Here is a 25,906-nt window from a genome sequence, read left to right on the forward strand (position 1 = left end):
GGCTTCCTCCTTAAAATGTTAATCTAGCAACTGAGATTGTAGCATTGCCCGATTTTTTCTTTTCTAGCACAAGCGACTCGACCTGCGCATAACGCATCGCTGCAGGCTCACTCACCCCGTATGCTCCTGTATATTTAAATACGGTTTCCGAAGGTGATGGGAAATCAATTTCATTTAATTCCGCCGGTGAATATGTTACAAACTCCCAATCGTATTTCTTCGTTATTTCTAGTAGGCATTGCTCGTCCTTCTTTAAATCAATCGTGCATAGCGCTTTCACACTTTTTTTCGAAAGCTTCAGCTCTGCAAGAGTTTCATCAATGACTTGCTCAATTTCTTCCACAGCTGTTCCACGATTACAGCCCATGCCAAGCACGACCGATTTTGGTCGATAAATGACACCATTTTCAAGAAGTACTTCTTCCTCCGGGTCAATGATGCGGTCAGTAATCAGCAGAGTAGCATGTGGTTTCGCTTCAATCGCAGCATATGTTGACGGATACATTTTAATTTGTTCTGGCATCGCTGTATCACGCATCCACCAGTCACGTTCCCCAGTTTCCTGAACGATTGCGACGTGCTCCTCGTTGACAACAGAGGCACTGACAGGTGTTAGTTTGTCGGCGCTATCCCATACCCAGCCAAAACGTGCACCAAATAAATCAACCGGAATGGTCTTTTGCACATCTGAGGCTGTTGTAATAATCGGATTTGCTCCAAGTGCTGCAGCTACTTCATGTGTCAGTTCATTGGCGCCACCTAAATGTCCCGATAACACGCTAATTACGTTTTCACCACGATCGTCAATGACAACAACGCCTGGATCTGTCTTTTTATCCTTTAAAATCGGTGCTATCATGCGTACAACTGCACCGAGTGAAATGATTAAAATTAAGCCTTTATATTGCTTAAAAAGAGTAGGCAACAGTAAACGCACAGTACCTGTAAACATCTGAATATGCTTTTCTGCTTCATCACCCTGCTCGAATTTACTCATGTAATATAAGTCGCTCGCAGCAAAGGTTTGCTGCAAGCGACGTCCAATTTGAACACCGTGCTTTGTAATGGCGACAACTGCATAAGGATTTCGTTGGTCAACCTCTGGCAATACGCCCTCTTGTAACTCAATCACTAGTCTTCACGCCTTTTCTAAAGCCATGTGTAAAAGTAGCATCATATAATTTCGAACGATATTGATCTTTATCATGAATATCTGGATCTAATGCCCAGCCAGCTAAAATCATCGCATGCTTACGAATACCGTTTACACGCATGGCTTCATCCAGTTCAATTAATGTTGTACGTACGATTTTTTGATCTGGCCAAGAAGCTCGTTGAATAACAGCTACTGGTGTATCATCAGCCCAGCCAGCATTTTGTAATTCTTTTACTATTTTCTTTGTTAACGTTGCGCTCAGGAATAAGGCAATTGTACAATGATGACTTGCTAAATCACGTAGCTTTTCAAATTCTGGTACAGGAGTACGTCCTTCGGCACGCGTTAAAATAAGTGTTTGTGTTAAGTCAGGAATAGTTAATTCTGCCCCAATTGCCGCTGCAGAAGCGAAGACAGAGCTAACACCAGGAATAACCTCGTAACCAATACCTTCTTTTTTTAATAGTGCCACCTGCTCCATGATGGCTCCATACATCGCAGGGTCCCCTGTATGCATACGAGCTACCACTTTCCCCGCATTGACACGATCTACCATAGTCGCTACCATTTCCTCTAAATGCATACCTGCCGTACGAATAACCTCTGCATCTGGTCGTGCCTTTGCAATAAGGTCCTCACTCACTAAAGAATCTGTATACATTACTACGTCCGCTGTTTGTAGCATATGTAAACCCTTCACTGTAATTAAATCTGGATCACCAGGACCAGCGCCGACAATATATATTTTCTTCATTATTTACGCACCACCATTAACGTTAAATATTCTAAATCGACACCGTCTAGCTCGCGTACATCCCAAATAATCTCTTCGTCTGACGTTACCTTTGTTACGACTGATGCCTTATCAAGTAAATCTAAATCACGAAGCACCTCAAGCATTAAATCAATAACCTTCGCTACTTTTATGAACACCACTGCATCGTGACTTTCAATCGCTTCACGCATCGCCTCATAGTTATCATGGGCAGGGACAATGGCAACACGATCATCGCCATCTGCCAGCGCAATGCCAAGTCGTGATGCTGAACCGTTGAACGAAGAAATACCAGGAACTGTTTGAATTTCAACGTCCGGGTGCATGTCCTGCATAAGCTTCATCATATGGATGAACGTACTATATAATAATGGGTCACCTTCTGTAACAAATGCGACATCCTTACCTTCTTTTAATTTTCCATAGACAAGTTCCACTGATTTCGTCCATTCGCGTTCTAATACAGCTTCATCTTTTGTCATTGGAAATACTAGGCCAAGCATGTCCTTTTCTTCTGGGTTAATGTAGACATCTACGATACGATGTGCATAGCTTTTACTGCCTTTTAGTTTTTTCGGATAGGCAATAACAGGCGATTCTTGAATGATACGGAATGCCTTAACTGTAATTAACTCTGGGTCGCCAGGACCTACGCCCAAGCCATATAAAATACCAAGATTACTCATGATTTTCTTCCTTTCGATATGCAGAAATAATGTAAATTGGATTTAATGGGACAAAACGTGTCATATCTAATATTGGTTTACTGCGCGCAAGCTGTGCCTGCAAGATGTCTACAGCAAAGCCACAAGACTTAAACGCTTCGACTGCTTTATATAAATTTTCAATGGTTGCAGCATTCAAGACAATACGACCATTTGGCTTTAAGCGTGTACAGCACAATTGTAATAACTCCACCATTTCTCCTCCCGTGCCGCCGATAAAAATCGCATTCGGGTCAGGGAAGTTTTCAAGTCCTGCTGGCGCTTTACTATGAATAGCAGTAATATCTACACGGAACTTTTGCTGATTTTGCAGGCAATTTTCTAAATCTGGAGCGTTTTTCTCCACGGCAAATATTTGACCTTCTGGCGCAAGCTTGCCTGCCTCAATCGCCATCGAACCCGTACATGTCCCAACGTCCCAAATAGTGCTATCCTTTTGCAGTTGCATCGCTTGTAAACTTAAGACACGAATTTCTTTTTTCGTAATCAGCCCTTTGTCTGGCTTACGCTGTGAGAATTCTTCATCATCGATACCGAGTGCATAGCGTTTCGGTTCTGAAGTTTGCTGTAAAATGACAACATTTAATGGAGAAAAATCAGCCATTTCTAATTCATCAAGCGAATACCAACCGAATTTTTCATTTGTGCCCTGTAAATTTTCTGCGACAAATGCACGGTACTCTGTCATGCCAAAGTGCTTTAAATAACGTGCCAACTCATTCGGATTATTCTCTGCATCTGTTAGCAATGCCACTTTCTTTTTACCATCAATTCGTTGTGCTAAGCCTTTCATGGAGCGCCCATGAATACTTGTAACATAAGCATCCTGCCAGCTTTCCCCCATCTTTGAAAAAGCAAGCTGCACAGAGCTCATATATGGATAAACGTCAATGTCTAGCTTTTTCGCTAAATAACCACCGATTCCGTAAAATAATGGATCACCTGACGCTAAAATAACTGTATTTCTTGTTTCTGCAGATAACCTTTCGACAAGCGCTGAAAGACCACCTTTAATCAACATTTTTTCACCAGTGAAATTCGGGAAAAATTCTAGAACACGCTCTCCACCAACAAGTACCTCACAGTCTTCAATCCACTGTACATATTGTGGTAGTAAGCTTTCTTGTCCGTTATCCCCGATCCCAATCAATTTCATCGATCGATGCAATGTCATCAGCCCTTCCTAATAATTGTCCCTGCATCGAATAGATCGATGTGGAAAGCGTTAAACCGCCCTTAATATGATGTAATGAAGAATAACAGCAAGCTTCACATAAGTGGTTGAAAAATGCATCATAGCCCTTTTCTGCCATAATTTCTCCGACCTGTGAAGCAGTGTTTGCCTCTCGTACGTTTGTAACGGTTTCTTCATCTGCACCTATATCCACTGCTAATTGTGCTAAAAAGTTAAAATCAATAGGAGCACTTTTGGAGTGCACCATCATGACACCTTGTGCCACCTTCGAGAATTTCCCCATCATACCAACAAGCGATACTTGCTTCATACCAAGTCGTTTACAATGCTTTAATGTAAAGCCTACAAAATCGCCCATTTCTATAAACGCTTCCTCTGGCAAATGAGGGTACTGTGCCATCCCATACTTTTCACTGCGGCCACCAGTCGTCACAACTAGATGCTCACAACCAGCCTCTTTTGCAACACTAATCGCTTGGACAATGCTGGCCATATAGGCGGAACTCGAAAAAGGCACGACGGTTCCCCTTGTACCTAAAATGGAGATGCCTCCAATAATACCAAGTCTCCCATTTAACGTTTTTTTAGCAATTTCCTCACCTTTAGGGACGGAAATAACTACGTTAACGCCTCGTTTAATTTGAAATTCATCAAGTACGCCTTGTACAGTACTATGAATCATCTTCCGTGGTACTGGATTGATGGCCGCTTCTCCGACAGGTACTGGTAAGCCGGGCTTTGTTACACGCCCGACACCAATTCCACCGTCCAGATGAATACCTGGTATATCCGACCAGCTCACCGTGCCGATAATGAGTGCTTTATGTGTTGCGTCTGGGTCATCACCAGCATCTTTAATCGTTTCACAGCTGACAGCATCCTGCTGAAATGTACATTTTTCTATCGTAAAGGTCGCATCTCGCCCAATCGGTAAATGAATAGTACTTGTTTCTTGCTCTTCATTTGTAATTAAGGCAAGTAATGCGGCCTTCGTTACTGCAGTTGCACAGGATCCCGTTGTATAACCGTGACGCATGTCTTTGGGATCCTTTTTTGGCTTCCGCTCCACTATTTTTTCGCCTGTTCATCCGCTAAAAGTGAGACAGCATTCAATGCGGCAACCGTCACTGTACTACCGCCTTTACGACCAACATTTGTAATATACGGAATACCTTCTAGTTTTAACAGCTCTTCCTTCGATTCAGCAGCTGACACGAAACCAACGGGCATACCGATAATTAAATCTGGTTTCGCTAAGCCTTCTTTAATTAAACGAATTAATTCAAGTAATGCTGTTGGTGCATTCCCAATTGCATAGATGCCACCTTCATGTAATTTAGTAGCCTTTTGCATAGAAATAATTGCACGTGTTGTGTTTTGTTTTTTCGCCTCAATCGATACGTCTTCATCAGCAATATAACAGTGTAAATCGCCACCATGCTTTTGGAAGCGTTTTTTCCCTGAACCACTTTCGATCATTTGCACATCTGCAATGACATGGCGACCAGCAAGGATTGATTTAATACCGGCCTCAAGTGCTCCTGGTGTAATAATAACGCTACGTCCTAATTCAAAGTCAGCAGAAGCGTGAATGATACGACGAACAACTTTCCACTCATCCTCTGAGAAGTTATGCTCGCCCATTTCCTCTGCAATAATTGAAAAACTGTAATCGTAAATTTTATCTGGGTCTACTGTTAAAGGTTTGAAATCTGTTTTAAAATCCATCTGAATGGCCTCCTAAAGTGTGTTTTGTACAGCTTGTAATACATCTTCAAATGTAAAATATTGCTGTCCGTATTTTATATTTGGTCTTGCAATTAAAATCGTTTCAATGCCACATGCAAGGGCAGCGTCTAGCTTTTCATCCACCGAGCCAACCTTGCCGCTTTCTTTCGTGATCATCAATGTCACATCATATTGACGAAAGAGGGCTTCGTTTAATTCCTTTGAAAAAGGGCCCTGTATGGCAACAATATCTCTTTGTGCCACACCAAGTGCTTCGCATTTTTCCATATTATCGAGTCGAGGAAGCATACGCGCAATCACTCGTGTATTTTCTAAACCATGTAATACCTTCGTAAAGGTTGCTAGCGTTTTACTGCCCGTCGTTAGCATAATGACACCACGTATTTCCGCTGCTAAATGGGCAGCCTCCTCATAATCTTTCACTACCGTAATTAGTGGATGGGCATAATGCTCATGAGCACGTTCATAGCGAATATAAGGAACATTTGCTAGCTCAGCTGCCGCCATGGCATTTTTTGAAGCTTCTTCAGCAAATGGATGAGAGGCATCTACAACTAAACGGTACCCTCGCTCCGTAATAATCGTCGCCATTTCATCCGCTGTTAAACGACCGATTAAATAAGGAAGGCCTACTTCTGCCAGGCTAGAAGCAGCTGATTCAGTAACGACCGTTGCTGTCACAGCATAACCTGCTGACTGGATTTCAAGTGCTAGATTCCTAGCATCGCTCGTCCCTGCTAACATGAAAATCATTTCACTGGCTCCTCTTCATGATGGTGATGATGGTCGTGATCGTGATCATGGTGATCGTGATGATCATGATCATGTCCATGATCGTGGTCATGATGGTGATGATGATGCGCATGTCCATGCACTGCCGCATAAGCACGATAATTTTCTAAATCTTGCATACCTGTTGATGTACCATTCACAGCTTGCTCAATACGCTCTAATAGCACATTTTGTAAACGCTCATGATAGCCAAAATAGTTAGCAATTTGAATATCACATTCAGGATATTTTTCGTTAAATTGCTTACACATACCATTCATTCGTTCCATTAGGATACCTGTGAATAAAAAGTACGGTAGCATAATGACTTTTTTAGCACCCAGCTTCACACAGCGCTCTATTCCTTCTTCAACACGCGGATCTGTGACGCCCATAAACGCGCTTTCTACATACTGAACCGGGAGTTTTTCCCATAACAAACGTGTAATTTTATAAAAATCACCATTTGCATATGGGTCACTACCGCCTCGTGCAATTAATAAAATGGCAGTATCCTTCTGTTCTTCTTCCGCATTAAAGCCGATTTCTGCTAAACGATCTTCTAAAATCGCAAATATTTCTTCATGGATACCGATTGTTTGACCATATGTGAACGTTATATTCGGATAATGCTCACGCGCATGTTCGATTTCTGCTGGAATATGCATTTTTGAATGTCCAGCATGAAGAAGGATAATCGGAATAACGTGTACCTCTGTAGCACCCTTCTTCACACAGTTCGTAATACCTTCTTCAATGTTCGGCGAAGCGAACTCTAAAAAACATGTTTCTACTAAAAAGCTATCATCAATACGAGGTGTCATTTGCTCGATAAACGTGCGTACCTCATCATTTCCTGCAGCTAAACGGCTCCCGTGGCCGACAAATAAAATTGCTTTCATCTTATTACTCCTCACTAGTCGCCGCATGGAGCGGGCTCTACTTTTATTTTTGAAGACATATCCTGATACGTAAAATGTAATATCTTTTTCACACGCTTGAAGTATTTAAACAAACGTTCATTTGGATGTGCATTTGCTTTATATTCTTCGATAATATCGGTAATAAGTGGGATGAGCTGTTCAGGCTCTAATCCCTCAACAACTGGCTGGGCCGCATGTGCTGTACGACCAACCGGCTTGGCACCAATAAAAACATCAAATTTACTTTTACGATAAACAATGCCAATATCATCAAATACTGCTCGATAACATGCCATACCGCAGCCGTTAAAGCCGATATTTAATGTTTTCGGTAACGACATACCACCAAGCTTTTCTTGAATTTCTTCCGCATATGGAATCGAATCGAACTTTTCTCCATAACAGAAGTCACAAGCCTTTAACGATAGCACGTCACCAATTGGTGCTAGTAAAAAGCCAACTTCACGAAGCTTTGCGGTAACCTCTTCAGGCTCGGACGTTGGAACTTTCAAATGAATTTGATGGTCTGGTGTATACTCCATCGTTCCTTCCTCACCAACTACCTCAGCCAACGTCATCATTTGTTGAGGACTAAAGAACTTATTGGCAACCCCAGGACTAACCGCTAATTCAAAAATAGATTCGATTTTTTGTTGAACACGCTTAGGTGTTACTTTCACCGCGCTTGTTCCCTTTACCATAGTAAGAGCAGCTGTCGCCATTTCAAGTGACGATTTTTTAGGCTTTTGTTGTGGTGTTATGGCTAAACTGGGCTTAATACGATTGGCATTAGGATCTGTCGCAAAATCATTACGTGCTGCTCCTGTTTCTTGATTCATCGCCCATGGTTCATTTTCTTCTTTAAGTCGTTGATGTGGTCGTAACGGTTGTTTTTCCTCACCAAGTGTATATTTACGCTGATAACCACGTGGCGTAATCATTTTATTGTCGTAGAAGAATGTTGTTGAATTCCCGATAATAACCGTTGTTAACATGCCGATATCATGTTCAAGCATTTCTGCTAAAGTAGTCATCGTTATTTCCTGACGGTCACGATACGCGCTTTTCACAAGTCCAACTGGTGTATCTGGCGAACGATATTCCAATAAAATTCGTTGTGCCTCTACAATTTGTCTCGTACGACGTCCACTTTTCGGGTTATAAAGAGCAATAACAAAATCCGCCATTGCTGCTGCTTCTACTCGTTTTGCAATTAAATTCCAAGGTGTTAAGTGGTCACTTAAACTAATGGTACAGGCGTCATGCATAATGGGAGCACCTAGTAAACTGGCACATGAATTAATAGCTGAAATACCTGGAACAATTTCTACCTCGATACCAGTTGCTTCTGTCCAGCCTAGCTCGATTAATACCTCATACACTAATCCTGCCATTCCATAAACCCCGGCATCCCCACTGGAAATGACCGATACGATACTTCCAGCCTCTGCTTGACGCACCGCTTCTTGCGCACGTGAAACTTCCTCTGTCATACCAGTACTAATAATCGACTTTGCACTAACTAAATCCTGAATCAGTTCAACATAAGTTTTATAGCCTATAATCATATGACTTTGTTGTAGTGCCTCCACAGCACGAGTCGTAATATGTTTAAAGTCTCCAGGGCCAAAGCCAACTACGAAAATCTTACCTTTTTGAGCCATTTTGTTACCCCTCTTTCACCTTTTCAATGCCTTTAATGGCTGTTGTTTGTGCTGTACGCTGCAACGAACCTTCACGCAATGTAAAAACATGCTCATTATGTAACGCTTCATGATTTAAATCTTGTACAAGTACTCTCGCATGCTCCTTCGTTGGCACTCGGTACCAATTGCCCTGAGGATATGCAATGACAACACAAGCATCCTTACACCTGCCATTACAGCGGGTCCTTGTTGTATGTATCTCCTTATCAAGCTCCAGTAACTGTATTTCATCACGAATTGCCTGTGTAATGTCCTCAGCATCTTTTTTCATACAACTACTACCATTGCAAATAAAAAGATGTGTTTTCATCCCCTCTAAATTCCAAGTTGTCATAGTCGTTCTCCCCTCATATGCTTTTAGGAAAAAGAAAAACCTTTACTCTAGACGAAGAGTAAAGGTTTAGTAGAAGCCAAATAAAAACGAATATATACTGGTACTCGCTTTCGCTTCAACTTCTCCCTCCGAAAAGTTTGCTTGCATCATCACATAAGCAGGTTTCCTGACTTAAGCTTCCTTTTACTTTCGCGCCTTCCTAAGTTTTCACTAGTGGCATCCGCGATTTCATCAGCTATTACAGTAGCGGGGGCTGTATCGGACTTTCACCGATTTCCCTATTATCTTGAATATTCAAGCACTTATGGATGTTTTATATGAATTATATGGTTTTTTTGTAATTGAAAACTGTTTCTATCATAGCTTATTTTTTTAAAATTTCAATATTTCTTTCTTAATTTGTGACAATTTTTTTAAAATTCCATAGAAAAATGCGACATCCATTTTCTATTTATCTAAATTTTCGACATAGACACCCAATTTAAAATTTTTTCACAAAAGGGATAGCATATATATGGAAATTCGTGTTACACTTTGTCGTGAAATCTCACAACTTCATCTTTTTTTCGGTGTGAAATGTTCAGCATTTCGCTTAAAAGGGAAGCCGGTTTAAGTCCGGCGCGGTCCCGCCACTGTATTAGGGAGTTTTATAGATAATGTCACTGTCCAAAGGATGGGAAGGCCTATAAAACGTTGAACTAAAGCCAGGAGACCTGCCGAAAAATATGTGATCGTTTCAACCTACGAGGATGGGTGTGCGGCTTAGCAGATTAGAATTTTATTTGCTTTTTTAGCTATGCACTTTTCCACTATCGGAGAAGTGCTTTTTTTCGCATACTTTTTCTAAAAATTTTAATGTAAGGAGGAGAGATTTTTGAAATTTTCAGGTTGGAAGCTTAGTTATTTTTTATTGGCATTTTTATTCGTACCAAATCGTGCATTTGCGATGCATATAATGGAGGGCTTTTTGCCAATCGAATGGGCGATTTTTTGGTGGGTCATTTCGATTCCATTTATTATTTTAGGATTACGTTCTATTCGTAAAACCATTGATGAAAATCCTGAAACAAAAATGATATTAGGGCTTTCGGGTGCCTTTGCCTTTGTACTTTCTGCCTTAAAAATCCCTTCTGTAACAGGAAGTTGCTCGCATCCTACAGGTGTTGGACTTGGAACAGTTCTTTTTGGACCATTAGCGATGAGTGTTATCGGGACAATCGTATTATTATTCCAATCTTTACTGTTAGCGCATGGTGGGCTTACAACATTAGGGGCAAACACTTTTTCTATGGCAATTATGGGTCCTATTATCGCCTACTATGTATTTAAGGGCTCACAAAAATTGGGACTATCCTTTTCCATTGCTGTCTTTTTAGCAGCAATGCTTGGTGACTTAGGTACATATATTGTCACTTCTGTCCAATTAGCTCTTGCCTTCCCTTCTGAGGTCGGAGGCTTTATGGCTTCATTCACTAAATTTGCTGGTATTTTTGCGTTAACACAAATTCCTCTTGCTGTTAGTGAAGGAATTTTAACAGTGATCGTTATGAACTTTCTGAAAAAATACAATGTGAGTGAACTAAAAGCTCTACGTGTGTTCTCTGCAAAGGAGGCTCACTAAAATGAAAAAAAACTTACTGCTCATCGCCATTGTTGTGTTGTTAGCAATCGTTCCCCTGTTTATTCAAAAAGGTGCTGAATTCGAAGGGGCTGATGGCGAAGCGGAAGCAGCAATTAGTGAAATAGATGCTAGCTACGAGCCATGGTTTGAAAGCTTATGGGAACCACCAAGTGGTGAAATTGAAAGCTTATTATTCGCACTACAAGCTGCTATCGGTGCTGGTTTCATCGGGTATTTCATCGGCTTAATGCGCGGCAAACATAAAGAAGGTTAAACGCTATGTTACTCATTGATAAGTATGCTTATTTGAATAAACTAGCGTCTGTTCATCCGCTAGAAAAAATGACGTTATCCCTTGGACTGCTTTTATTGTCGCTTATCATGAGAGATGAACGAATTTCACTCATTACATTTATTGTGATGAGTGCTTTTATCATTTTAGGCGCAAAAATCCCTGCTAAATATTACGCAAAGTTATTGTTGCTACCTGGATTTTTTTTACTATCAAGTTTAGTATCCATTTTAATTTCTATCGCGCCAGCGACAAACAGGCTTCCTTCAAACATTTGGTCATTTTCTCTTCATAATTGGACAATTTTTGTCAGCAGTGCAAGCCTAGTAACAGCGCAGCAGCTTTTTTTCATCGTCCTTGGCAGCATTAGCTGTTTGTATTTTTTAATTCTCACAACATCAGTCCAATCTATTTGTTACGTCTTACGACAATGGCGACTCCCAACTCTATTTGTAGAGTTAGTAGAGCTAACGTATCGTTTTATTTTTATCTTTTTAGACAGTATGCAAAAAATTCATCTTGCCCAACAGGCTCGTCTGGGATACAGCTCCCCTATGCAGTGGCTTCGATCGGTATCAATGCTAATTGCAGCTTTATTTGTCGAGATGTTCCAACGCAGTCGTGAGCTAAACAATGCAATGGAAGCACGTGGTGGCGAAATGGTCTATTGGCAGGATGATGTTCCCTGTAACACGAAAAATTGGATAGGTATTGCTGCTATTTTTATACTCCTCATCATTTATGGAGGTTTTTTCTGATGACAGATTTATACTTTGATTTAACACATTTATCCTACGCTTATGCAGATGGAACTCATGCCTTAACAGATATTACACTTCAAATTCCAAAGGGAAAAAAAATCGCTTTACTTGGTCATAATGGAGCCGGGAAATCAACGTTATTTCAGCATTTAAATGGTATTTTGAAGCCTACCGCTGGAAGTATCTCCTTTTGTGGCAATGAACTGAACTATAGTAGAAAAGCATTAAAAGAATTACGCCAACAGGTTGGTATTGTTTTTCAGGATGCAGACAACCAGCTTTTTTCCGGCACAGTTAAGCAAGATATTGCATTTGGTCCTTTGAATCTTGGCTGGACAACTGAAAAAATCGAGGAAAAAATTGCGTGGGCTGTCGCTCAAACCGAAGTCGAAGCATTGCTAGATAAACCGATCCATTTTTTAAGTGTTGGTCAGAAAAAACGTGTCGCAATGGCAGGCGTACTTGCAATGGAACCTTCCGTTTTATTATTAGATGAACCGACAGCTGGACTAGATAATTATTATAGTGCACAAGTTTTACAGTATTTAGCTATGTTAGAAAACGGGGAACGAACAATATTATTGGCAACGCATGATATCCCCTTAGCCTATGAATGGGCAGATCAAATCATCGTGATGGAAGCTGGGAGAATTATTTACAATGGAGATCCAGTAGCAATGTTCTTCCAAGAGGATTTGCTTGAAAGAGCCCATCTTGAACGCCCATGGGTCTTTGAAATGGCCGTTGCCTTACAAAAGAAAAAGTTATTTGAGAAAAACATAAAAATGCCTCGTTCGAAGAAAGATTTACACAGACTTATTGAGCGGCTTTAAGATAATTTGTCCATATTTGGTACTTTTCAATTGTAGTAGAATCCACGCTACTACTCCAAACGCACAAATCGAGTAGGATGTACCCTATGGTCCTTTGAGGATTTTTGACTTCCCTTCTACATATTTTTATAACGAGGAACGTGGTAAAATATAGAATGGTACTTTTGGAAAAATATATACTTATTACGAAACTTTTCTATCGTTCATTCGTAATAGTATAGATGTCACAAATATTTGGAACACCCAAGGAGGGAATACAGTTGAAAAACTGGAAGAAAAAATCAGTAGCTTTAGTTGCATCCGCAGCACTAATGGTTCCTGCTACTTCTGCCTTTGCTGAAGCACCACAAAAAACAGCAAAGAACCAAGAGTTAGTGAAAATAGCTAGCAATAAGGAACAATCATCTAAGAATCAAAAAGAATGGATTAGTCAGGATACTATTATCGTCAAACATTCCGGTCTTGATAAGAATGCACACAAAAAAATTGGCGCAAAAGTGATCCGCTCTATTCCTTCATTAGGATACGATGTTATCCAACTTAACAAAGGAACAAATTTAGAAAAAGCAGTTTCATATTATACTAAGCAAAAAGGGGTTAAACGTGTATCCCCAAGCTACGTGTATCATTCCTTTGGCACTGAAGTAGATCCAAAGAAACAGGATATGTATCATTTGAATCTTCTTCAAATTGATAAAGCACTAGAATTAGCAGGTAACAACGAGGTAAAAGTAGCAGTTATCGATGGTGGCGTGGATTTTAAACATCCTGATTTAAAATCTCAAGTGCTACCACCATATAATGCTGCAGCACCTGCCAATACTTCTTATCCTAGTGAGCATGGAACACATGTAGCAGGCATTGTTGGAGCGGCAAAAGATAATGGGATTGGAGGCCATGGGATTAATCCAAATGCCAAGCTTCTTCCAATTGATGTATTCAACGGAAAAGATGGTGCTAGTGATTTCGCCATTGCACAAGGAATCCTTTACGCTATTGAGCAAGGCGCCGATGTTATCAATATGAGTCTTGGCGGCTATGGTGAATCTCCATTAATGGAGGAAGCCGTTCAGAAAGCGATTGATAAAGGAATTACCGTTGTAGCTGCTGCTGGAAATGAATCGACAGATAATTACTCCTTCCCTGCTTCATTCGAAGGCGTTATAAGTGTAGGTTCTACGAATGATAGAAACAAACTATCAAGCTATTCAAACTACGGCCCATCGGTTGATCTAGTAGCTCCAGGCGAAGATATATATAGTTCAGTTTATGATGAGAAAAAAGGATCCTCCTTTGTAAAATTTAGCGGAACATCGATGGCCTCTCCTGTTGTTGCAGGTGTGGCATCCCTACTAAAATCAAAATATCCAGATTTAAAGCCTTATGAAATAGAAGCTATTCTCGAAATGACTGCAAAGGATTTAGGTGACAAGGGCTATGATCTTACATATGGACATGGCCTAGTAGATCCTGTGAAAGCATTACAGTTTAATATTAACAATCTACCAAAACAGTATTCTGAAACAAAAGAAGAGCGCTTGAAAAACGCAAAAGTTCTTAAAAAAGATACCTTAAATACCGAAAAAGGAGAATTCAAGTTACCGGACGAAAAGAAATGGTACAAGGTTGATCTAGACGCAAATGAGTATGCTCAACTGACATTAAAAGGTGCAAACAAATACGATTATGCATTTGATTTATACTTCTACCCTGAAGGTCAAAAAGAAGAAGTAGAACCAATTAACGTCAATGATGTTCGCGTAGGCAAGCAAGAAGGATACCTATATAATGCAGATCAAAAAGGAACCCTTCTTATTGGAGTTAAAGATCAAAATGGCAGCTATAGCTCAAAGGGTGATTCTAACTACGTCTTCACGGCTCAAACGACTAAAAAATTACCAATTGATGCATTAGATATGGAACATATGGAGAAGATTGAAAAATTCCCATTCAGTACAGCCGGGAAAAACTATACCCTACTTTCTGAAGATCATCTAGGTGACAAAGATTATTTTACATTTTCAGTGAATGAACCAACGACACTGAAATTTGATTTAACTGGGATTCCAGGTGTTACTGCATCCATGGAGCTTTTTCTAAAAGAAGACTTAGTTAATGTTCCGACAGAGGAAGACGATGTTGAAGGATTAAATGAGGCCTATCCAATTCGAGCAACTTACGGCGCGGATAAAGGCGATGGAGTAAACTTAGTTGTCGATGCTATACCTGAGGAAGAGTATGTAATAAGCGTATCTAATGAAACCGGTAGTAATTTTTCACTTGATATGTTCTTTAGCGGCGGTATTGATACTGAGCAAACTGTTAGTGAATCAATCATCCCTTACACATTAAAAGGTGAAGTCGTTACTTATCCTATAGATGAAGATGGCCTTCAATTAAATGCGATGATGCTAGAAGACAACGTACAAGAGAGTCTTTTACCTTTAACTGAATATAAAACAAAAAAACGTAAGCAACAAAATGATTTCATGAATATATTCATGAATCCATATGCTATGGATAAACCAGAAAACGTTGACCAAATCATGGACCAAGCAATTCGCTTTGATATCAGCAAAGATCAAAAAGCATACTTCCAAACAGAAGATGATGAAGATTACTTCGCATTTACTGCTAAAGAAGATGCCGTATATGGTTTCCAAATTCAAAAAGGTATGAACCAATCACCAGCTGGGACTATATTTGAATACGATGAGAAGACAAATGAATTAAATCCAGTTACTTCATTAACGAATGATATGGGACTACTAGGGCTACTTCTAGGACAAACAAGTGATCCAAACGATGCTAAGGCAATTGCATTGGAAAAGGACAAAACATATGTTGTAAAAGTTATGAATCTTGGTGACCGTTCTGCTGAACCATATACACTTAAAACTAGTAAAATGGCAGCAATTCCAGAAGACGATAATAGAAATAATAATTCACCAGGAGCTGCTAACACGATTCAACCTGGTATCACTTACAAAGATCATCTCATTTATCAAGATGATACTGATTTCTACTACTACAAACAAAAAGGTAACGATGAAGTCATGAGTCTTCTTATTTCTTCTGTACCATTTACAAAAGAACAACTAAATCAATTACCTAAAGAACTTCAAAATGACTTAAAGTTTTCAGGCGTCATTATTGAAGATACAAATGGTAACATGGAAATCGATCCAGAAGAAATGGCAACACAAATTCCATTTGGACAAGGTGAAGACCTCCTTCAAATGTTACTCGGTCTTGGAGGAACAACAGATGTAAATACTTCCTTTAAAGCAAAAAAAGATCACGGTTATTTTATTGTTCTTAACGGAAGCAATGTTGGACAAGTATCAATCCAGCCATATACTTTAACTTTGTTTGATCATAAAAAACCAGATGAAGATGCAGATTCTAAGTTAGTTAACGGTATACCGACAAAACCAACTGTACTTTCGAAAAAAGATGATAAATGGGTAGCCACTCAATATCTAAATGCTGGTGTTCCATTTGGTGATAAGGACTATTTTGAGTTTAATAACGACAGCAAACGCAATGTGTCATTCTCTCTTCAAACAGAAAAAGCACTAGATGGCGTCATCCGAATTATTGATGCAAAAGGAAAAACAGTAGAAACTTTAGATCTTTACGGAGCTGGAGATGCTGAAGTAGGTACAGTCGAACTAGATAAAGGCACTTACTATATTGAAGTAAGTGAATATTACGGCAAAGCTAGTACTCAACCGTATACACTTGAAATAAAATAAGATATAGCCTTGGGCTGAAAAACGAACTTTGTAGAAGAATAGACTTTTCAGTTGAAGGTAGTGTAATAGCTGCACGATTTAAGTTTTCAAAAAAATGAAAGATTATCCCCTAGACAATGGAAAATCTAGGGGATTTTTTTATACATTTATGTTTTATTCACCATAACGAAGATTTTATTTCCGTTCATCAAGAAGGCTTAGGATGCTTTTAACCTTGTTCCCCTACTGGCTCTAAAATCTCCAAGGAGGTGCCCTGTCTTCACGCCAATCACCTTATAATAATGACATGTTAGAGATATCTACCCTTCCTCTTATTCTACCTAATTTAAACTTGGCTTTTCCCCTAAATATTCAGCCACTTTTTGCACAATATTTCTCCAATTTAACTCCGCTCTTGCGAATGCTTGGAGGTGTTCGCATGTATCAGCCAATAAAACTTCTTGATTCGTAACTTGCTGCAATGTCCGTCCAACACTTTGCCAATCATGTGTCGGATGAATTGACCCGTAGCGTTGATTATGAGTAATATCCGCAGCCCCATCTACATCAGTCGTAACGATATAACAACCATTCTTTGCGGCCTCAGCAAAGACATGAGCATAGCATTCTACTAAAGAGGTAAGGCAAAAAATTTTAGCCTTCCTATACTCCTCCTCCAATTGCACCTTATCATAAATCGGTCCCAAAATAGTGACCTGTGCCGCAAATGGGTTTCCATCAAGCACGTTCAACAGCTCCTGTCTAAACGCCTCTGACATTGGACCTACTAACCGAAATTCCCAATCTGAAAGTTGTGCTGCTAAAAATGCTTTGACTGCTAAAAGAATTTGTTTTTCAGGAGCATCTAAACGACCAACCGCTAATATTCTATTTTCTTTCTCGTTAAATGAAACAGGCTCCGTGTGAAACAGCTCATAAAAGCCATTAGGAATACGTTTAATATCTATATTCGAAAATTCATGAATAGCGTTTTGAATGGATTCACATTCAGAGGACAGCACATCACAAAGCTGGAGTAACTCCGTAAAATAAGGATAGGTTTTCAATCGATTTAACCAAAACCGATTAACATCTAGTTTCATATAAATTTTTCCGTTCGGATTATATTTTTTATAGGTTTTTAATATCGAAAAATACGATGGATACGGCCCTATTGCAAATGCAATATCGATGTCCTTCGCATGCTCTATTAAATAGGTATTCATATTCGCAACATAGTCATCCCCAAACGGAATATGTTGAAAAGTAACAGTAGGAAAATTTTGCTTCAATAATGCCTCATTCATTTCCGTCGTCAAAATACTAACATCATAGCCTAAATATTCACCTAACAAAATCGGAACAAGGCACAAATCTTTGAAAATATGTGCGTCGGAAAGCTTATACGATTCCACGCTACATATGAAGGCTATCTTTTTTGACATAACATCCCCCTTATTAAAATGAAATGCTTTCATTAAATTATGATTTCTCGTTTAATAACGTGAAAAGAATAGTATAAGCACCGTGAATACACTAGTAAAATCACCTTATTTTCAATATGCTTTCTCTCTTTTAAATAACAACGAATATAAACAATTGCCTATAGAACAGCTCTTGCAACGCATATTGTAATAAAGAATCCTTTATGTCAATCAAAGTAAACAGCATTAGACTTTATAAAACTCCTACTTACACCTATTTCAACTAACTATAAAAGAATCGAGGTTTTTCATGAATATTAGCTTTTTATCACCTGCCTATAATAGTGAAGAGTGGATATTGACCATGTTGGAAAGTATCCCGAAAGAATATGCCTATGAAATTATCGTCTGCGATGACGGCTCAACTGACAATACTGTAGCCCTATTAAAGGACTATCAAAAAAACTGTCCTGCCTTAAAAATAATTAACCATCCAACTAATTTAGGTGCTAGTGTAGCCTATAATCGATGTATCGCAGAAGCTACAGGTGATTATATAGCTATCATTGATAGTGATGATCACTATTTACCCGCTATACGAAACGTCTTAGCACAAGTAGATGGTCAGTTTGATATTTACTACTACAACATGCTAACAAAGGCTGGCTATGCATTTATAAAAGATGAATCTAATCGATACACTTTACCTGGACAATTTAAAATTATTCGAAGAAGTTTTTTAGGTGATGCAACCTTTACCATAAGAAAAGATATTGCTGGGGATTGGGATTTTAACTGTGCCTTAATGGATAAAAACCCGACGAGCAAATATACAAATGAATTGGCATATTGGTATAACTTCCCGAGGGAGAATTCTGAATATGATTTACATCGAAGAGGATTAAAATAAATTGGTACTCCATGCATGTAAGAGGTGTGAAACAATACAATGTTTAAAGATAAAGTTCTTCTCATAACAGGGGGCACAGGCTCTTTTGGTAATGCTGTATTAAGGAGATTTTTGAATACAGACATTAAAGAAATACGCATCTTTTCAAGAGATGAAAAAAAGCAAGATGATATGCGTAAACTCTATCAACATCCGAAAATCAAATTTTTTATCGGTGATGTACGTGACATCCAAAGCATTTACAATGCGATGTATGATGTCGATTTTGTTTTTCATGCTGCCGCTCTTAAGCAAGTCCCCTCTTGCGAATTTTTCCCACTAGAAGCAGTTAAGACGAACATCCTCGGTACCGATAATGTTTTAACTGCTGCTATTCAAACAGGTGTTAAAAAAATTATTTGCCTATCTACTGATAAGGCTGCTTATCCAGTAAATGCAATGGGAATATCAAAGGCCATGATGGAAAAAACGTTTATTGCTAAGTCAAGAATGGTTCATCCAGATCAAACATTGATTTGCGGTACACGATACGGCAATGTGATGGCCTCTCGAGGCTCTGTTATCCCTTTATTTATCGAACAAATTAAAGCTGGCAAGCCTTTAACTATTACAGATCCAAAAATGACACGCTTTATGATGAGTCTTGACGAGGCAGTAGAACTAGTTTTATACGCCTTCTCACACGCTGGTAACGGGGACATTATGGTTCAAAAATCACCAGCTGCTTATATTGAGGATTTAGCACAAGCTTTACTAGAAATATTTCAGGCTCAAAATAAGATACAAATTATCGGAACACGGCATGGTGAAAAGATTTATGAAGTGTTATTAACAAAGGAAGAAGCTGCAAAGGCCATCGATATGGGGAATTTTTATAGAATCCCTGCAGATAATCGGGATTTAAATTATGGGAAATATCTTGATGAGGGCTCTCCTAAAATTACGTTAACCGATGAATATAACTCTACTAATACGAAAATACTGTCCGTCGCTGAAATCAAAGAAAAATTATTAAAGCTCCCTCTTGTTCAAGAAGAATTACATAATTGGATGGGAGGAAAACCTTGAAATTTTTAGTTCTTGGCGCTACTGGAATGGCTGGCCACACGATTTCACTCTATTTGTGCTCTCAAGGGCATGATGTAACTACCTATTCACGAACAGCCTTTTCATACGGAAATAATATTACGGGAGATATTTCAGATACAAATTTTTTAAGGTCACTATTACTAGACCACGACTACGATGTTGTAGTCAATTGTATCGGAGTTTTAAATGATGCCTGTGAAACCGACCGTGAGAAAAGCATATATCTCAATAGTTATTTGCCTCATGCCATCGTATCTTTATTAAAAAACAAGAAAACAAAGCTTATTCATTTGAGTACGGATTGTGTATTCTCTGGAAAAGTAGCCCCCTATCATGAAAAAAGCCTTCTCGACGGAGAAACCTTTTATGATCGTACGAAGGGCTTAGGGGAAATTGAAAGCACTCCACACCTAACGTTTCGTAACTCTATCATCGGCCCTGATATGAAAGTAGATGGCATAGGCCTCTTTCATTGGTTTATGAAGCAGCAAGATACTATTAACGGCTATACTGGCGCAATATGGACGGGAGTTACTACCCTAACATTAGCAAAAGCCATTGAACGTGCAGCAATTGAAGGGACAACAGGCCTCTACCACCTCGTCAACAATAGCAGTATTTCAAAATTTGAGCTGCTGCAATTATTCAATAAGCACTTCAAGGAAAATAAAATTACCATCCGCCCATACCAATTGGTAAACATTGATAAAACACTAGTCAACACACGAAAAGATTTTTCATTTACTGTACCTAGCTATGAGGAAATGATCCTTGAGATGAAAAAATGGATATGGCAGCATAAAGAATTGTATCCTCATTATTTTCAATGAGTTTGGAGGTTCAGTATGCTAAAAAGAAAGTACGGAGACCGTGCAGAATGGCAACGAGTTATAGAAAGAAAGTACAGTCAGTCATATCTTGATACGAGAGAATTTAAGGGTTTTATAACATTATTAAAAGCAACCCGAGTTACTGAACCTTTATTCGTGAATTATAGAGAGAAAAAGCTATGTATTGTTGATAACGGCTATTTATGGTTACAACAATTTCCTCTTAAAAAAAACCATTCTGTAACAACAATGTTTGATGCTAACGGAGAAATAATTCAATGGTATATCGATATTTGTCATAAAAATTCAATAGAAGAAAATGTACCTTATATGGATGATCTATTTTTAGATCTTATCTTGTTACCATCGGGAGAAGTGATTGAAAAAGATGCTGATGAATTAGAAGAAGCTTATTTGAATGGCATCATTGATAAATCTCTTTATGATTTGGCTTGGAACGAGCTAAACAGCATAAAAAGAGATATATGCAAAGGTGAATTTAAGTTGGTTAACCTTTCTAAAGATCATAAAGATTTTTTAATAAATGAATCAATTTCATAAATCATATTTTTCAAGAGCTTAGACTAGTTCTTTTGTAAAGACATATGTGGTTTCTTTTCTTAAGAAAAGCACCTCCTTTAATTGGTACGTCTATCGTACATGGAGATGCTGATCATTTATATGAGTTATTTGATTATGGTCTTACAAAGATTTATGGTGGCATTAGACCCCAAATCATTCGACACATTTCAGTCAGTATAAGTTATAGATGATTGTAACCTTATAGAGAGCATATTATAGAACATAATTCACTGTAAGCTAAACGTAAATTAAATAAAGGCTTGTCGAAAAAGATTATTCGCGACAAGCTTTTTATTGCTAGTTTGTGATAAACAGTTATTTATATGAAAATATTAGCACTATCTTCTTTTACATTTTCTTTATTTGCTTTTTCTGTTTCTTTTACTTTTTTAATATCCTCTTTTTTCTCAACGTCTTTTAAGAAGAATATCATTATAGAACTAATTAATAATAATGTACTTAAGAAATATAATCCGACAGTTGTTGTATTAAATGTATCTTTTAAATACCCCATCATATATGGCCCAACAAAACCACCTAAGTTACCAAATGAGTTAATCATTGCAATACTTACCGCAAGTAATGACGGCGCCAACAACAACTGTGGATAAGTCCAGAATGGTCCTTTGAAACTATACATTCCTGTTAAAGCAAATGTAATCAATATCATAGATAAAACAGGATGTGCATTAAATGCCCCTGCACCAGCTAACGTAATAGCAGCTACAAATAAAGGTAATGCCGAGTGGAACTTTCTTTCTTTCGTGCGATCTGAGTTACGTGACCATAAAATCATCACAATTGTCGCTACGATATAAGGCACCATAGCAATAAATCCAACTTGTGTATTTGATAAGTCATCTGAAAATCCTTTAATAATTTGTGGCATCCAATAACCTACACCTAAACTTCCTGTCAAATAAACAAAGTAAATAATTGATAAATACCATACACGCCCATTTTTAAATGCTGCAAAATGACCATCTTGTTTTACAGCTTTACTCTGCTTTACAGTTTTTTCATTTTCAATTGTCTTCGTTAACCAAAGCTTTTCATCATCATTTAACCATTTTGCATCCACTGGCTTATCTGTTAATAATTTAAATGCAATAAATCCACAAAGAATAGCTGGAAATGCCTCTAAAATAAACATCCAACGCCATCCTTCAAAACCTAAGAAATTGAAATTATCCATAATAAGAGTTGATAACGGTGCTCCTATAATATATGAAACTGGAATGGCCATTGAGAAAATAGCAATTGCAGATGCTTGTTCCTTACCTCTGAACCAATATGTTAAATACAAAATAATACCTGGGAAAAATCCTGCTTCTGCAACCCCTAGTAGGAATCGAATAATATATAGTTGCACTTCATTGTGAGCAAAAGCCGTACAACCTGAAATGATACCCCATGTAATCAAAATACGTGCAATCCAAATACGTGCGCCAAACTTCTCCATTAAAATATTACTTGGAATTTCAAACACAAAATATCCAATGAAGAAAATCCCTGTTGCTAAACCGAAAACCTGGCTTGTTAAACCTAAATCTGCATTCATTTCTAATGCAGCATAGCCTATATTTGCACGATCTAAGTACGCTAATATGTAACATAAAATCAAGAATGGCAAAATACGTATAGATACTTTTCTCATTAATTTACGCTCGTCAACTTGCGGTAAATTATTTTTCATAAACTATATCCCCCATTTAACTATTTTCTATATTTAAGCCCCTTTGTGAGAAGCAAAATACCAATTATATATGGATATCACATGCATCAGCTAAAACTTCTACTAGATGATATACTTCAACACTTTCATCCATTTTTTCACGATCAATACCAAGTTTCATTTGCAAATGACACCCCGGATTTGATGTAATAATCCATGCTTTTTCTTGATGTAGTGTATTTTTTACATGAAGCATCTTTTCATCTAAAATTTTCATTGAAGCTTCATAATTTATAAAATTATAAATTCCAGCTGAGCCACAGCACATATCTTTTTCTAGTAATGGTACATATGAAATACCCGGAATTTTCTGAATTAAATTAACAGGCGGTGCTACACATTTTTGAACATTTGTCATATGACAAGAAGGCTGATATGTGACGAGCTGTGAAATGGATTTTTTAAATGGCAAATCTACTTGATTTAAAAGGACACTTATATCAACAACTTTTTCAGCAAAGGCTTTTGCACGTTCGGCCCACTTACTATCATTTTTTAATAAAACATCATATTCAATGAGCATTGCTCCACAACCACCAATACTATTAACAATATAATCAAATTGATGTTTTTCAAAAATTTCAATATTATGCTTCGCTAACTTTATTGTTAAATCATGTTCTCCGCTATGATTATGTAATGCTCCACAACAGCCTTGTTTTGGAACTACACTTACATTACAGTGAGCCACTTGCAATAATTTAATACTTAACGTATTAATTTTTTTGAACATCGTATCCATTACACAACCTGTAAAAAATCCTACATTAAACTTTTTTATTTGCTTTGATGCATAAAATGATTGCCTTTTGTGACGGTCTACTTCTGGTAATATGTTTTCAAACGCTTTCATTTTTTCTGGGAATACATTTAATATATTTGATTTACGGACTACTTTTTGCACCCCTGTTTTTTGATAAAGACTTAACCCTACTTCACCAATATTTAGTACTTTTTTATTTGGAATTGTATGTTCAAACAACATATACTTAATAAGTTTGTGACGTTTTTTCATTCTTTCTTTATTATAAGTCGCTAAACTCGCAACAGCCGATTCTAAAATGGTGCCATAAGGAACGTTTGAAGGACAGGCAGTTTCACAAGCTCTACATCCAAGACAAAGCTCAATACCTTGCTCCATATCTTCATAAGAAATTTTTCCTTCAGCAGCCATTTTCACTAAATTAATACGGCCACGTGGTGAGTGTTTCTCCTTTTTAAAAGTAATATAGGTTGGGCAAGCAGGTAGACAATAGCCGCATTGTACACAGCTAAGCGTTTCTTTATAAGCAAGTTCTTGTTTAATCATTTGTTAACGAAAATTTCTGCCCTTTTTCAGCAAAAATCTTTCCTGGATTTAAAATATTATTTGGATCCCATGCTTGTTTAATTCGTTTCATCATATCTACCCCTACCTCACCTAGTTCCATTTCTAAAAATGGTGCCTTTAATGTGCCTATTCCATGCTCACCTGAAAGTGTTCCACCAAGTTCGATTGCTGCTTCAAAAATTTCTGTTACAGCTTTTTCCACTCGTTTCATTTCCTCCAAATCATTTGCATCTGCAATAATATTTGGATGTAAATTTCCATCACCTGCATGACCGAAAATAACTAGCTCAACATCGTATTTTTGACGAATTTCTTTTAATCGTGAAAACATCTCTGGAATTTTACTTCTCGGAACAGTTGCATCTTCTGAAATTTTTGTCGGTTTATTACGAACAATTGCTGGTGACACTAGCTTACGTGCTTTCCATAAAGCTAGAGCTTTCTCTTCTGTTTTAGCAATTTCTACTTTTCGAGCGTTATACTTTGTACATACATTTCTAACAACTTCAATTTCTTGTTCAATTGCTACCGGATGCCCATCTAGTTCAATTAAAATCATTGCCTCTACATCTATCGGTAGACCTGTCGGTTGATATTCTTCAACAGCTTGAATAGACGCTTGATCCATAATTTCTAATTTAGCAGGTATAATACCTGCACTTAAAATATTAGAAATACTGTGGCCGGAATCTATCAAATTATCAAATAAAGCCATTAATGTAACTGTAGCCTGTGGTTTCGGATAAAGTCGTAGCGTTGCTTCTGTTATGACAGCAAGTGTACCTTCTGAACCAACAATCAAATTCGTCACATCGTAACCGGTTACATTTTTAATAGTTTTTCCACCTGTACGCATTATATCTCCCTCAGGCGTCACGACTTCTAGACCTACTACATAGTCTTTCGTCACTCCATATTTCAACCCTTTAGGTCCCCCTGAATTTTCTGCTAGATTACCACCAATCGTAGCAATATTCATACTACTTGGATCTGGTGGATAAATTAAGCCATGTTTGAGTGCGGCATCATTAATTTGCTTCGCTGTAACACCTGGTGAAACTACCACAAGCATATCCTCTGGAAAAACTTCTAATTTCGATGTCCATTGAGAACAATCTAAAACAATACCGCCTTGTACAGGTAAAGGTCCGCCACTCAAACTCGTTGACTGCCCTCTCGGATACACTGGCACTTTATAGTGATTCGCTATTTTCATAATATTTACTACTTCTTCAGTTGTTATAGCTTGTACAGCAATATCAGGCATATACGAACCAAAAGAGGCATCATACGAATAACTCACTAAATCTGCTGGATCTCTCATAACTCGTTCTGTGTCTGAAATAATTTTTCTAATTTCACTTTCTACTTTTTGTAGCTCCATACAATCCCTCTTTCTTTAATTAATAATAAGAGCTCTTTTCAATT

The 25,906-nt window shown here is 38.1% G+C and carries 23 protein-coding genes and 2 riboswitches; of the genes, 9 read left to right on the forward strand and 14 right to left on the reverse strand.

The features are described 5' to 3' along the window. Positions 1 to 10: 10 nt before the first annotated feature. From ABH966_RS19410 to ABH966_RS19455, 10 genes are read right to left on the reverse strand one after another with little or no spacing between them, the layout of a single operon-like run. Positions 11 to 1,132: a cobalt-precorrin 5A hydrolase gene (locus ABH966_RS19410; RefSeq protein WP_370081253.1), complete on the reverse strand. Its 1,122-nt coding sequence runs from the start codon at positions 1,130 to 1,132 to the stop codon at positions 11 to 13. After that, entirely contained in the window at positions 1,125 to 1,910 is a 786-nt protein-coding gene (gene cobM / locus ABH966_RS19415; protein ID WP_370081255.1) for a precorrin-4 C(11)-methyltransferase, read from the reverse strand. Before cobM ends, ABH966_RS19410 begins: the two co-directional genes overlap by 8 nt. Continuing rightward, a complete protein-coding gene (gene cobI, locus ABH966_RS19420; protein ID WP_370081257.1) occupies positions 1,910 to 2,617 on the reverse strand; it encodes a precorrin-2 C(20)-methyltransferase in 708 nt (235 codons plus the stop codon). Before cobI ends, cobM begins: the two co-directional genes overlap by 1 nt. After that, positions 2,610 to 3,830 (reverse strand): precorrin-6y C5,15-methyltransferase (decarboxylating) subunit CbiE, encoded by a 1,221-nt coding sequence (cbiE, locus tag ABH966_RS19425; RefSeq protein WP_370081259.1) that lies wholly within the window; start codon positions 3,828 to 3,830, stop codon positions 2,610 to 2,612. The genes cobI and cbiE overlap by 8 nt, the downstream gene beginning before the upstream one ends. Then, entirely contained in the window at positions 3,787 to 4,887 is a 1,101-nt protein-coding gene (locus ABH966_RS19430; RefSeq protein WP_370081347.1) for a cobalt-precorrin-5B (C(1))-methyltransferase, read from the reverse strand. The genes cbiE and ABH966_RS19430 overlap by 44 nt, the downstream gene beginning before the upstream one ends. A gap of 32 nt (positions 4,888 to 4,919) precedes the next feature. Then, positions 4,920 to 5,579, reverse strand: coding sequence for a precorrin-8X methylmutase (locus tag ABH966_RS19435; protein ID WP_053594968.1), 660 nt, complete (start codon positions 5,577 to 5,579; stop codon positions 4,920 to 4,922). A gap of 12 nt (positions 5,580 to 5,591) precedes the next feature. Further along, positions 5,592 to 6,353, reverse strand: coding sequence for a precorrin-6A reductase (cobK, locus tag ABH966_RS19440; RefSeq protein ID WP_370081261.1), 762 nt, complete (start codon positions 6,351 to 6,353; stop codon positions 5,592 to 5,594). After that, on the reverse strand, positions 6,350 to 7,273 hold the full coding sequence (locus ABH966_RS19445; protein WP_370081263.1) for a sirohydrochlorin chelatase: 924 nt from the start codon (positions 7,271 to 7,273) through the stop codon (positions 6,350 to 6,352). The genes cobK and ABH966_RS19445 overlap by 4 nt, the downstream gene beginning before the upstream one ends. 14 nt (positions 7,274 to 7,287) lie before the next feature. Beyond that, positions 7,288 to 8,958: a precorrin-3B C(17)-methyltransferase gene (gene cobJ / locus ABH966_RS19450; protein WP_370081265.1), complete on the reverse strand. Its 1,671-nt coding sequence runs from the start codon at positions 8,956 to 8,958 to the stop codon at positions 7,288 to 7,290. A gap of 4 nt (positions 8,959 to 8,962) precedes the next feature. Next, positions 8,963 to 9,334, reverse strand: a complete 372-nt coding sequence (locus ABH966_RS19455; RefSeq protein WP_370081267.1) for a (2Fe-2S) ferredoxin domain-containing protein — start codon at positions 9,332 to 9,334, stop codon at positions 8,963 to 8,965. A 138-nt stretch (positions 9,335 to 9,472) separates the two neighbouring features. Next, positions 9,473 to 9,655: riboswitch (cobalamin riboswitch) on the reverse strand. A gap of 229 nt (positions 9,656 to 9,884) precedes the next feature. After that, positions 9,885 to 10,069, forward strand: a riboswitch (cobalamin riboswitch). Between the two features lie 139 nt (positions 10,070 to 10,208). On the opposite strand from ABH966_RS19455, the gene ABH966_RS19460 reads away from it, so the two are divergent. The 5 genes from ABH966_RS19460 (at position 10,209) to ABH966_RS19480 (ending at position 16,599) form a co-directional block, all read left to right on the forward strand. After that, entirely contained in the window at positions 10,209 to 10,955 is a 747-nt protein-coding gene (locus ABH966_RS19460; protein WP_370081269.1) for an energy-coupling factor ABC transporter permease, read from the forward strand. A 1-nt stretch (position 10,956) separates the two neighbouring features. Further along, on the forward strand, positions 10,957 to 11,229 hold the full coding sequence (locus ABH966_RS19465; protein ID WP_370081271.1) for an energy-coupling factor ABC transporter substrate-binding protein: 273 nt from the start codon (positions 10,957 to 10,959) through the stop codon (positions 11,227 to 11,229). 5 nt (positions 11,230 to 11,234) lie between these two features. Next, positions 11,235 to 12,005 (forward strand): cobalt ECF transporter T component CbiQ, encoded by a 771-nt coding sequence (gene cbiQ / locus ABH966_RS19470; RefSeq protein ID WP_370081273.1) that lies wholly within the window; start codon positions 11,235 to 11,237, stop codon positions 12,003 to 12,005. Further along, positions 12,005 to 12,841, forward strand: coding sequence for an energy-coupling factor ABC transporter ATP-binding protein (locus ABH966_RS19475; protein WP_370081275.1), 837 nt, complete (start codon positions 12,005 to 12,007; stop codon positions 12,839 to 12,841). Before cbiQ ends, ABH966_RS19475 begins: the two co-directional genes overlap by 1 nt. A 260-nt stretch (positions 12,842 to 13,101) precedes the next feature. Continuing rightward, a complete protein-coding gene (locus ABH966_RS19480; RefSeq protein WP_370081277.1) occupies positions 13,102 to 16,599 on the forward strand; it encodes a S8 family peptidase in 3,498 nt (1,165 codons plus the stop codon). 320 nt (positions 16,600 to 16,919) lie between these two features. Here the strand turns inward: ABH966_RS19480 and ABH966_RS19485 are convergent, their stop codons facing one another. After that, entirely contained in the window at positions 16,920 to 18,023 is a 1,104-nt protein-coding gene (locus tag ABH966_RS19485; protein WP_370081279.1) for a glycosyltransferase, read from the reverse strand. Between the two features lie 289 nt (positions 18,024 to 18,312). Between ABH966_RS19485 and ABH966_RS19490 the strand changes: the two genes are divergently transcribed. The 4 genes from ABH966_RS19490 to ABH966_RS19505 are packed head-to-tail and all read left to right on the forward strand — an operon-like array spanning position 18,313 to position 21,392. Continuing rightward, entirely contained in the window at positions 18,313 to 18,912 is a 600-nt protein-coding gene (locus tag ABH966_RS19490; RefSeq protein ID WP_370081281.1) for a glycosyltransferase family 2 protein, read from the forward strand. A gap of 39 nt (positions 18,913 to 18,951) precedes the next feature. Beyond that, positions 18,952 to 19,980, forward strand: a complete 1,029-nt coding sequence (locus ABH966_RS19495) for a polysaccharide biosynthesis protein (RefSeq protein ID WP_370081283.1) — start codon at positions 18,952 to 18,954, stop codon at positions 19,978 to 19,980. Further along, the gene (locus ABH966_RS19500) at positions 19,977 to 20,831 is read left to right on the forward strand and encodes an SDR family oxidoreductase (protein WP_370081285.1); all 855 of its coding nucleotides are present in this window, start codon (positions 19,977 to 19,979) and stop codon (positions 20,829 to 20,831) included. The genes ABH966_RS19495 and ABH966_RS19500 overlap by 4 nt, the downstream gene beginning before the upstream one ends. Before the next feature lie 15 nt (positions 20,832 to 20,846). Continuing rightward, the gene (locus tag ABH966_RS19505; protein ID WP_370081287.1) at positions 20,847 to 21,392 is read left to right on the forward strand and encodes a ribonuclease FAU-1 family protein; all 546 of its coding nucleotides are present in this window, start codon (positions 20,847 to 20,849) and stop codon (positions 21,390 to 21,392) included. Positions 21,393 to 21,732: 340 nt separating this feature from the next. Here the strand turns inward: ABH966_RS19505 and ABH966_RS19510 are convergent, their stop codons facing one another. The 3 genes from ABH966_RS19510 to ABH966_RS19520 all read right to left on the reverse strand — a co-directional run bounded on the left by ABH966_RS19510 (position 21,733) and on the right by ABH966_RS19520 (position 25,862). After that, the gene (locus ABH966_RS19510; RefSeq protein WP_370081289.1) at positions 21,733 to 23,109 is read right to left on the reverse strand and encodes an MFS transporter; all 1,377 of its coding nucleotides are present in this window, start codon (positions 23,107 to 23,109) and stop codon (positions 21,733 to 21,735) included. Positions 23,110 to 23,173: 64 nt separating this feature from the next. Beyond that, positions 23,174 to 24,457 (reverse strand): (Fe-S)-binding protein, encoded by a 1,284-nt coding sequence (locus ABH966_RS19515; RefSeq protein ID WP_370081291.1) that lies wholly within the window; start codon positions 24,455 to 24,457, stop codon positions 23,174 to 23,176. After that, on the reverse strand, positions 24,450 to 25,862 hold the full coding sequence (locus tag ABH966_RS19520) for an FAD-binding oxidoreductase (protein ID WP_370081293.1): 1,413 nt from the start codon (positions 25,860 to 25,862) through the stop codon (positions 24,450 to 24,452). The genes ABH966_RS19515 and ABH966_RS19520 overlap by 8 nt, the downstream gene beginning before the upstream one ends. Positions 25,863 to 25,906 lie beyond the last annotated feature (44 nt).

Origin of the sequence: Lysinibacillus sp. RC46 (assembly GCF_041262385.1) — a bacterium.
Taxonomy (GTDB): Bacteria; Bacillota; Bacilli; order Bacillales_A; family Planococcaceae; genus Lysinibacillus.

What these genes read in the sequence shown, in the direction of transcription:
- cobM (WP_370081255.1), bottom strand. Translation starts at nt 1,910, where the DNA reads ATGAAGAAAATATATATTGTCGGCGCTGGTCCTGGTGATCCAGATTTA.
- cobI (WP_370081257.1), bottom strand. Translation starts at nt 2,617, where the DNA reads ATGAGTAATCTTGGTATTTTATATGGCTTGGGCGTAGGTCCTGGCGAC.
- cbiE (WP_370081259.1), bottom strand. Translation starts at nt 3,830, where the DNA reads ATGACATTGCATCGATCGATGAAATTGATTGGGATCGGGGATAACGGA.
- ABH966_RS19430 (WP_370081347.1), bottom strand. Translation starts at nt 4,887, where the DNA reads ATGCGTCACGGTTATACAACGGGATCCTGTGCAACTGCAGTAACGAAG.
- ABH966_RS19435 (WP_053594968.1), bottom strand. Translation starts at nt 5,579, where the DNA reads ATGGATTTTAAAACAGATTTCAAACCTTTAACAGTAGACCCAGATAAA.
- cobK (WP_370081261.1), bottom strand. Translation starts at nt 6,353, where the DNA reads ATGATTTTCATGTTAGCAGGGACGAGCGATGCTAGGAATCTAGCACTT.
- ABH966_RS19445 (WP_370081263.1), bottom strand. Translation starts at nt 7,273, where the DNA reads ATGAAAGCAATTTTATTTGTCGGCCACGGGAGCCGTTTAGCTGCAGGA.
- cobJ (WP_370081265.1), bottom strand. Translation starts at nt 8,958, where the DNA reads ATGGCTCAAAAAGGTAAGATTTTCGTAGTTGGCTTTGGCCCTGGAGAC.
- ABH966_RS19455 (WP_370081267.1), bottom strand. Translation starts at nt 9,334, where the DNA reads ATGACAACTTGGAATTTAGAGGGGATGAAAACACATCTTTTTATTTGC.
- ABH966_RS19465 (WP_370081271.1), top strand. Translation starts at nt 10,957, where the DNA reads ATGAAAAAAAACTTACTGCTCATCGCCATTGTTGTGTTGTTAGCAATC.
- cbiQ (WP_370081273.1), top strand. Translation starts at nt 11,235, where the DNA reads ATGTTACTCATTGATAAGTATGCTTATTTGAATAAACTAGCGTCTGTT.
- ABH966_RS19475 (WP_370081275.1), top strand. Translation starts at nt 12,005, where the DNA reads ATGACAGATTTATACTTTGATTTAACACATTTATCCTACGCTTATGCA.
- ABH966_RS19485 (WP_370081279.1), bottom strand. Translation starts at nt 18,023, where the DNA reads ATGTCAAAAAAGATAGCCTTCATATGTAGCGTGGAATCGTATAAGCTT.
- ABH966_RS19490 (WP_370081281.1), top strand. Translation starts at nt 18,313, where the DNA reads ATGAATATTAGCTTTTTATCACCTGCCTATAATAGTGAAGAGTGGATA.
- ABH966_RS19495 (WP_370081283.1), top strand. Translation starts at nt 18,952, where the DNA reads ATGTTTAAAGATAAAGTTCTTCTCATAACAGGGGGCACAGGCTCTTTT.
- ABH966_RS19505 (WP_370081287.1), top strand. Translation starts at nt 20,847, where the DNA reads ATGCTAAAAAGAAAGTACGGAGACCGTGCAGAATGGCAACGAGTTATA.
- ABH966_RS19510 (WP_370081289.1), bottom strand. Translation starts at nt 23,109, where the DNA reads ATGAAAAATAATTTACCGCAAGTTGACGAGCGTAAATTAATGAGAAAA.
- ABH966_RS19515 (WP_370081291.1), bottom strand. Translation starts at nt 24,457, where the DNA reads ATGATTAAACAAGAACTTGCTTATAAAGAAACGCTTAGCTGTGTACAA.
- ABH966_RS19520 (WP_370081293.1), bottom strand. Translation starts at nt 25,862, where the DNA reads ATGGAGCTACAAAAAGTAGAAAGTGAAATTAGAAAAATTATTTCAGAC.